The sequence below is a fragment of the Cryobacterium sp. Y62 genome (assembly GCF_002929785.1).
Taxonomy (GTDB): Bacteria; Actinomycetota; Actinomycetes; order Actinomycetales; family Microbacteriaceae; genus Cryobacterium.
Window position 1 is genome coordinate 1 of sequence record NZ_PJJK01000049.1, and the last position, 8,281, is coordinate 8,281.

Here is an 8,281-nt window from a genome sequence, read left to right on the forward strand (position 1 = left end):
AACTACTACGCTGAAACAAACGGCCCGATAAATATCGAAGCCGCCAACAAAACGGCGGTATGAAACCCGGGACGGTTCAGGTCGCCAGGTATAACGGTCAGTGTTCCGCTGATGGCGGACGCGTCCCTGCCGATCACGTACGGCCACTACGCAGTGTTCGCCGGACTCTCTTTCTAGTTAGTGCTGCGTAAGGCACCCGAGACGAACGGCATGTCGCTTAAAGAAGCCGACACCCTGCTGCCACCGAAGAACTCGGCCAAGAAGGCAGCCGCCGGCAACTAGAAATTTAAGCGGTATCGGGCGATATCCTCAACCCCCCGAATGGGAATTCGCATCGCGTCCGTTTGCAGATAACTTCACACAATAAAGATTGTGGAGTGTGACCATGCCCGAACGTGGATACGCCGTTATTTGTTTGAAAACCACTGGACTGTTCCCGTACCAACGGGACCGGATCGTCGAGGTCGCCGTCGTGCACCTCGACGAAGGTGGTCACATTACTGCGCGCTGGGAGACCGTCGTCAACCCCGGAAGTAATGCGGGTAACGTGACCAACCACGGCGTTAGCACGGCTGAGCTACTGCGCGCGCCGACGTTTGAACAGATCGCACCGCACCTGGTCAACTTGGTACGCGGCCGGGTGTTGGTGACCCACAACGCCCAGTTCGTCACCGGATTTCTGATGAGCGAATTCGAGCGAATCAGCTATGCCCCCGGGCGCGGACTCGAAGCGGTCTGCACCATGCACCTGGCCCGCAAGTACCTGCCGGGTGCCGGCCGGCTGCTCAGCGATTGCTGCGCCGCCTTCGACATTGAGATCGAGTCCGGCCCCGGCGCCCTGGTGCAGGCTGTGGCGTGCGCCAGCCTGCTGGCGGCCTACGTGCACGGCTCGTCCAGTGCTGCACCGTGGATCGATGCCCTCGACCGCGCCGAACTGTTCACCTGGCCAAGAATCGCCGACACCAACCAAGCACAGTGGGTACAGCGAGACCCGATGACGACGGACGATGTGGTGCCGACACCGAGCTTTCTGGCTCGGGCGGCCCTGAAGCTTCCCGACTATACCGGCCCCGAGGAGCACCTCGACTATCTCGCCCTGCTCGATCTGTGCCTGCTCAATCCCGTGCTGTCGCCTCAGGAAACGCGTGAACTTCGGGTTGTGGCTGAATTCAGCGGCATCAGTGCCACGGACTGTACGGCACTGCATCGCCGGTATTTTGAGGACCTCGTGCGCGTGGCCGGGTCGAACGATGCCCTACGCATCGCAGATTCCGCCGATCTGATCGCGGTCGCCCGCATGCTCGACGTCGCCCCGGAGGGCGTCGCCGCCGCACTCGCAGCACCATCGACGTCGGCGGCGCGCCCGCCGATCGCGACAATCGAGACGGTACTACTGGAAGAGGGCGACATGGTCGTGCTGACCGGTGACATGGCCCGCGCCCGCTCTGACTGGGGACGTGAACTGGTCGCGCGAGGACTCTCCGTGGGAACGGCGGTCACCCTGCGCACGCGCCTGCTAGTTGCCGCCGACCCGGCATCTGTCACCGGCAAAACCGTAAAGGCCCGCGACTACGGCATTCCAATCGTCTCCGAATTCGGCCTACGGTCTGTCATCGGAGTGCGCTGACCAGGCCGGGTGCGACATCCGCATAACTTCGCCGTGCGGTACCTGCTCATCCCGTTGCTCTGGTCGGCATCGCTGATTGCGTGCTGCAAGTTCTCCTTGTTGTTGGACGCCGATGGCGGGCGCGAGCGAGGCAGGCACCACCCTTATGACGGGGCACTCGCTTTCGATCTCGAAAGCTGGGAGCGTGCACCGACGTCGTGTTCCACGAGCACCAGCCGCAAGTCATGCGCAGTGACCATCACGGTCACTGGCTCCCGCCCCCCAGGCACCGTTTCAATGTCGCATAACCGATGAGATTCAAGACATGAAGGTTACGAGACACTTCCGCCTGGAGATCCCCCACAGCCTGGTCAATTTGGGCCGGGGGATTTGCAAGAAATTACCGTAGTCCAGATCTACTGCTCGACCTCCGCTGCTTGGTCTACCGATACGCCGTGCGAGGGATCGCCCAGCGTGCACGTGACGACCTCGTTGGGCTATGCCCACGAACCAGTGCCACCATGGGCACATGACCGACGAAGCTGACATCGCCACCGCCACGGCTGAGCTTGCGGAGGTAATCGCTGACATGCCCGCTCACCAGCGCGCCGCGGTACCGACTAACGATGCGGGTAAGCCTCAGGTGGAAATCGTGCGGGCGCTCTACCAGTATGCGAATCCTAAGCCGGGCGAGGTCACGTGGATTGAGGTCCGCGAGCTGAGCATCGCGGAGTGGGAGGCAGTAGTTGCGGCTCATGCCAACGTTTACAGGCTGACTCGGGGTCTGGATGCGTTTCCGTCGTTCGCGTGGGGTGACCTTCAGAATGCACGCGACGAGTTGCTGCGGCAGCTCCGCGAGCAGACCTGGCCAAACGAATGGATGGGCCAGCTTATCGAGCATCGAATCCTCAATTTCAGTACGGCGTTGAAGTTGTACCACGCGCACGTCACAGCGCAGGTCAACCGAATCGGCGATGGGGAGCTAAAAGACCGAGTGGCATCGGCTTTCTCGGAAACCTACGACCGCAATTTCGGGTACCGCCTCATTTACTCAATGCGCAACGCGTTCCAGCACGGAGTGCGTGACCTGCTGTCCCTGCAGATGACAGCACGACTTGCCAAAGGATCTGAAGCGGATCGGGAGTCGGAGGTCCACGCGTATCTGAAGAAGGATGCTTTCGCGGCCAGCCGCAGCAACGCCACTGTCCGCCAACAGGTCCGCGACATGGACGATGACATTGACCTATTCGAACTCGGCAAGGACGCATTCGCCGCAGTTGAGATGCTTCACGCCCGTTTAGCCCCGCTGATCCACCCTGGAGCGTCTGCTGCGGCCCGGTTGATCACCCAGTATATTAAGGAACTCGATGGGGAGCGACCCCATTTCCACGAGTACATTCGTGGACTCCCGACGAAGGGGATCCTCGGCACGACGACGCTGGACCGTGTTGGGTTCGACTATGTGGTCAAACAGGTGGGCGGCCGCGCAACCTACGACGCAGGGTCGCCGCCGGATGTGCTCGCAGTCCTGCCCAACTACCCGACGTCCGGCCACTCGCGGTAGATCGAGGACTTGCTTGCGCCAAATTCAAACAGAGCAACATGCTTGGTCTCCGTGCCAATTTGTTGCTGGTCACGATTCCACGAGGTAGCCATTGTCCCGACGCCCGTATAGCCCGCCCGGTGAAAATGCTCGCAAGGGCGTGGCCTTATCTGCAACATGCTCGAAGTCTCGCAACCCTAGCGATATAAGACGTCTCACCGCCGCGACCTGAGCTTCCTCAGAATCGCCGGAATCTTGCGATGCGCCGATTCTCATAACTACGTCGCATAACCGCATGCTTGAACTGTGACACTCGCCATTGATTATGAGACACCCTGGGAAGAGAAATGACGAAACTGATCGGCTATGCATGAGTGTCCACGTGACAGCAGTCCACCGACCGGCAACAGATCGACATCCTCGCCGCTGGCGTCCGGCGTCCGGCGTGACGACCTTTACGTCGACTACGGCATCTCCGGTGTTCGAGCGTCACTGCCCCAGTTCGACCGTGCGCTCGACGCACTCCAAAACGGCTACATCCTCGTTATCACGACCCTGGACCGGCTGGGCCGATCGACACAGAACATGCTCGCGTTCGTCGAGGAACTCTACGGCCGCGGATCTGGCCTCCGCGTACTCAACCTGGGCGGCGGCGACGTCGACACAGCGACACCAGTGGGGTCCATGCTGTTCACGATCATGGCGGCACTCGGACAGATGGAACACGAAATCAAACGAGAACGTGTGATCGACTCCATCACGAAGCGCCGCAACGCCGGCAAGGATCTCGGTGGGAGGCCGCGGCTCATCACTGACAGCCGAATCCGCAATGCCCGCCGCCTCATAGAAGGTGGAGAGACAGCAGCGCAAGTCGCGCGCGATCTCGGAATGTTCCGAGCGACCTCGCGCGCCCTGAGATAACGCTGAGCATTCGAGTGACGAAGTCCGGATAAATAGCGACGTCACACAGAGATACCGCGGGTCGACACGGAGCAGGGTGGGGCAAGACCCTGTGCGCCGAGGAGCGGCAGAGGGTATGCGCAAGCAGCGGAAAAAGTCGGCAACCACCACTGTCAGGAAACTAGATTTGCGGATACTCTTCGCCGCAGGCGTGCGTGCGTGCGTGCGAGTAAGGCCAATGCATTTGGCTGAGGGCTACGTATCAACGCTGTCGCATGAATCGTCGGGATCGTCCCGATGGGCGAGGACACATAGGAGTGAAACGTGAAGAAGAACATCAAACTGGTACTCGGAGCGAGTGCAGCCGCGCTAATCGCCGTGTCGATGGGCGCCACCTCGGCATCAGCGCATGTCCCGACATCGGTGCGCGGTAACGCGGTGCTGACCGCCCACCTTACGGAGCTTAATGACTCGGGAGCGTCGGGCAAGGCCATCGCCGTCGTTCGCGGCGAGATGATCAGGGCGATCGGAATCCGCGCGCGGGGTTTGTCCCCCGATGCTCCGCACGCCCAGCACATCCACTTCGGAGAGGATGCCATGAACGAGTGCCCCACGCTGGAGATGAACGACAGCAACGGTGACGGGCGGCTGAACACCGTCGAGGGCACTCCGGCCTACGGCCCCATTGTGGTGTCCCTGACCACCAGCGGAGACACCACACCGGCCAGTGCCCTGGACGTTACCCGGTTCCCCGTCTCGGAGAACGGCACCTATAAGTATCTCCGGACCAACATCGGCTTCACGGACGTGGCCGGAACCGGCTACCAAGGAGGCGACGGCACCGCTGCGGACATCGCCGAGGCCATCCGCGACGGTGAAGGCGTCGTCGTGATCCACGGAAACGACTACGACGGCAACGGAACGTACAACCTCAGCGATCCCGAGGGTGCGAGCGAGCTTGACCCCACCCTCCCCGCCGAGGTAACCGACCCGGTCGCCTGCGGAGTGCTGCACTAGCTGCAAGCGTCCGGCCAAGGCTGAGGTCCGGGCCCGTGCGAGCGCGCACAGTGCCGTACGGTCCTGGACCTCACCCTTCGTACAGGACGCCAAGATCCCGGGGCCTGCTCGGGCGCGCTCAAGAAGGCAGCGGTGCAAACCGCTTGGTTCACCGCGGTGAGAGAACCAACGTCCGAATCACACGCGCTGACGCTCGCTCCATACCGCGCCAGCCACGACGACGCCTACTTCCCAGACCGCACCACTACACAAGCCCCCGAAGACGCCTTCAACATTGCCAACAGCCTCCACGCGGGGCCAAAAGAAGACCCCCGACGAACTAACGAACAGCAGCACTAGCGCCAAGCGATCACAGAACGCCGCAACCGACCGGCAAAGTTCACAGCGTTAACATTCGCAACCCGCACGCACCGGACAAGCCTGTCATTTTCCGAAGTCGTCTGCACAACGGCCATTGTGTTTTCGGGGTTGTGCAGGCGAATGTAAACACTGGCTTTTCCGTACTTCTCTGCACAAACGCCCGTTTACCCCCAACCTCTGCACGACGCACGTTCAGGCGGCGGTGTCCCCGGCTCGTTGGATTGCCCGGCAGACCATGGACCTGGCGACGCTGAAGAGTTCTGCGATCTGCGCGGTGGTGTGCTCGCCCCGCTGGTGGACCTCGACCAGGTACTTCTCCTGCGCCGGGGACAGTTTGGGCTGCTTGCCGCGCAGCCGTCCAGCCGCTTTGGCGACTTGCATCCCTTCGCGGGTGCGTGCACGGATCAGGTCGGCCTCGAACTCAGCGACCATCGCGAGCACATTGAAGAGGAGCCTGCCAATTGGGTCGGTGGGGTCGTGAACGGAGCCGCCGATGCTGAGCTTCACCTCACGAAGAGTGAGGTCGTCGACGATATCTTTGGCATCGCGAAGCGAGCGCGCCAGTCGGTCGAGCTTGGTCACGACGAGGGTGTCGCCGGCTCGGCATGCGGCTAACGCTTCGCGAAGACCTGGCCGGGCCCGATTCGTACCGGTGAGGCCTTGATCGGTGAACGTCTTTTGGAGTGAAACCCCGAGGGCGGCGAGGCCGTTCTTTTGGGCGCTGAGGTCTTGGTCGTTGGTGGATACGCGTGCATAGCCGATAAGCATCCCGGTCATGCTGGAGTGTACCGTTTACCCCCCTTCACCGGGCATTTTCTCGGGCGGGGCATACGGGAATCGCGCGCCCCCGGAACTATGCGGAACGTCTTCGGCGCTCCCTGAGCGTTCGGGTGTCCCGGTGGTCGTCCGGCTTGCGGGGAGCCAGCATCCGGAGAATCGCTTATTGTGTAAGCGCTTCTTCGTCGGTGAGCTGATCACTTTCTACGTTTGCGCTTCGAAACTTGGAGAACAGCAGAACGAGGGCCGAGAGCAACATGACTCCGGCAGCAACCCAGAGTGCGATGGATGAGCTCGTCAGAATGGCCAGTGCACCACCGAAGGGCGCCCCGAGGACGATCATGCCGCGGTTCATCGAACGCTTGGTGGCACTCATCCGAGCAATCAGTCTGTCCGGCGTCACTGCCTGCTGGTACCCCATTTCCAAGGGGCCCTCGACGCCCATAGATAGCCAGAACAGGAACTGGCCTCCCGCTGCCACTGCGAACGCGGCCCAGAGCGGCAGTGACCAATTACCAGGAAGACCAGCCGCATTATTATCCAGAGGCTCGCTAGCCAAGGCAACCGCAATTAGTGGTGAAAGGGCGATCAGAGCCAGCGCTGCGGGCTGGACCAGACGGGCGATGACGATTGCTTTGCCTGTTTCCCACCGCTCCCCGATGCGCAGCGAAAGGAGAGTTCCTATGACCGAGCCGATTCCGGCTCCGCTGAGAACTAGACCCAGTCCCAGGGCGCCGAGCTTGAGGTCGTTCAAAACGAGTGCCGGGAGCACTGCACCCATCATGGCGGACCCGATGAACCACGCATGGCTGGACCAAGCCAACGGTCCGAGCCGCGGGTGTCCGTAAACCCAGCGCAACCCCTCACTAATTTTGCGCCGCATGGAGCCGTCTGTGCGGACGGGCGGCTTGTTGGTAGCCACGTGCGTCAAGGAGAGCAGGACCGCCCCTGAGACGAAATGGGTTACCGCGCCGAGGAGAAGCGCGAACGGTGCCGTCACCAGAGCGACGAGACCGCCGGCTATCGCGCTACCGGTGGTTTGAGCGACAGTGTCGCTTTGCTGGAGGCGGGCGTTTGCCCGGGTCAGGAGCGGCCGGGAAACGAATTGCGGCAGGAATGACTGGTAGGCGGCGTCGCTCATCAACGCCAGTGTTCCAAAAATGAACATCAGAATCATCACACCAGGTACGCCGAGAAATCCGAGTGCCGCAAGCACACACATCGCGGACAAGACCACTCCGCGTCCAAAGTCGCCAGTGATGAGGACGGTGCGCCGCCGGAACCGGTCCACCCAGATTCCGGCGAATAGTCCGAACAATAGATAGGGTGCCCAGCGTGCAGCGTTGACGAGTCCTTGGTCCAACGCGGTGCCATTTAGGGAGTTCAAGACCAGAACCGACAGTGCAACGGTTGTGATGTAGGTGCCGAAATCGGACACGGTTGATGCAAGCCAGAATCGTACGAATGCGGAGTTGCGGCGCAGCTTCATGGTTTAGCCCGAGGCTAGAAGGCCGCCGTGGCAGAGGCCGATCCCCATTCCCCTCTCAACCGTGCATGCAGCTCACGTCTTACCGGTCTTGGTAAGTCACATAGTACCGAGGCGGAGTCGCGTGCCCCGCGGTCTCACCGACCTGTCGGCCCGAGCAGAATCCCGTTGAGCGTTCGGCTCGTGGGCATTTCTCGTGACCGTCTCCACGGTCCGAAATCCGCGCGCTATGGGCGAGCTCGGAAACCCAGGACGGACCGATTGCGGCCGCTTTCCTCACTATCCCAAGGGCCACGCGTAGATAGAGCTACGAGGGCGAGGCCTACCAACAGGAGCCAAACGTAGGCCCACGAGGTCGTCAGCACCAACTGAATAATTCCGGTCATGACAGCGAAACTACCGACGCTGAAAAGCGCCCGCGTAACCATCCAGCTGAACAACCCGTGCTTAGGTCTCATCTGCCCACTCTACGCAAACCGCTCGCGAACCCAACGAGCAAGCGTTGCATCGACTGACCTGCCGCGGATATCTCGGACAGTGGGCCCTCTTAAAATGAGGGATCACTGAAAGTCGAGATCAGCATGACCGCAGC

5 protein-coding genes and 2 pseudogenes are annotated in these 8,281 nt (G+C 61.4%); 5 read left to right on the forward strand and 2 right to left on the reverse strand.

Annotation, left to right across the window (positions count from 1 at the left end; all coding sequences use genetic code 11):
- Positions 1-90 precede the first annotated feature (90 nt).
- The 5 genes and pseudogenes from CXY71_RS21625 to CXY71_RS00820 form a co-directional block, all read left to right on the forward strand.
- Positions 91-282: pseudogene (locus CXY71_RS21625) on the forward strand (MFS transporter); the annotation flags it as partial.
- 103 nt (positions 283-385) lie between these two features.
- A complete protein-coding gene (locus tag CXY71_RS00805; protein ID WP_104133835.1) occupies positions 386-1,627 on the forward strand; it encodes an exonuclease domain-containing protein in 1,242 nt (413 codons plus the stop codon).
- Positions 1,628-2,135: 508 nt separating this feature from the next.
- Positions 2,136-3,170 (forward strand): hypothetical protein, encoded by a 1,035-nt coding sequence (locus CXY71_RS00810; RefSeq protein WP_104133836.1) that lies wholly within the window; start codon positions 2,136-2,138, stop codon positions 3,168-3,170.
- 353 nt (positions 3,171-3,523) lie between these two features.
- Positions 3,524-4,070, forward strand: a pseudogene (locus tag CXY71_RS00815) (recombinase family protein).
- Between the two features lie 303 nt (positions 4,071-4,373).
- Positions 4,374-5,066 carry a hypothetical protein gene (locus CXY71_RS00820; RefSeq protein WP_104133837.1) on the forward strand — a complete coding sequence of 231 codons (693 nt, stop codon included), beginning with the start codon at positions 4,374-4,376 and terminating at the stop codon, positions 5,064-5,066.
- A gap of 552 nt (positions 5,067-5,618) precedes the next feature.
- Here the strand turns inward: CXY71_RS00820 and CXY71_RS00825 are convergent.
- Positions 5,619-6,203 (reverse strand): recombinase family protein, encoded by a 585-nt coding sequence (locus tag CXY71_RS00825; protein ID WP_104133838.1) that lies wholly within the window; start codon positions 6,201-6,203, stop codon positions 5,619-5,621.
- Between the two features lie 163 nt (positions 6,204-6,366).
- Positions 6,367-7,692 (reverse strand): MFS transporter, encoded by a 1,326-nt coding sequence (locus CXY71_RS00830; protein WP_104133839.1) that lies wholly within the window; start codon positions 7,690-7,692, stop codon positions 6,367-6,369.
- Positions 7,693-8,281 lie beyond the last annotated feature (589 nt).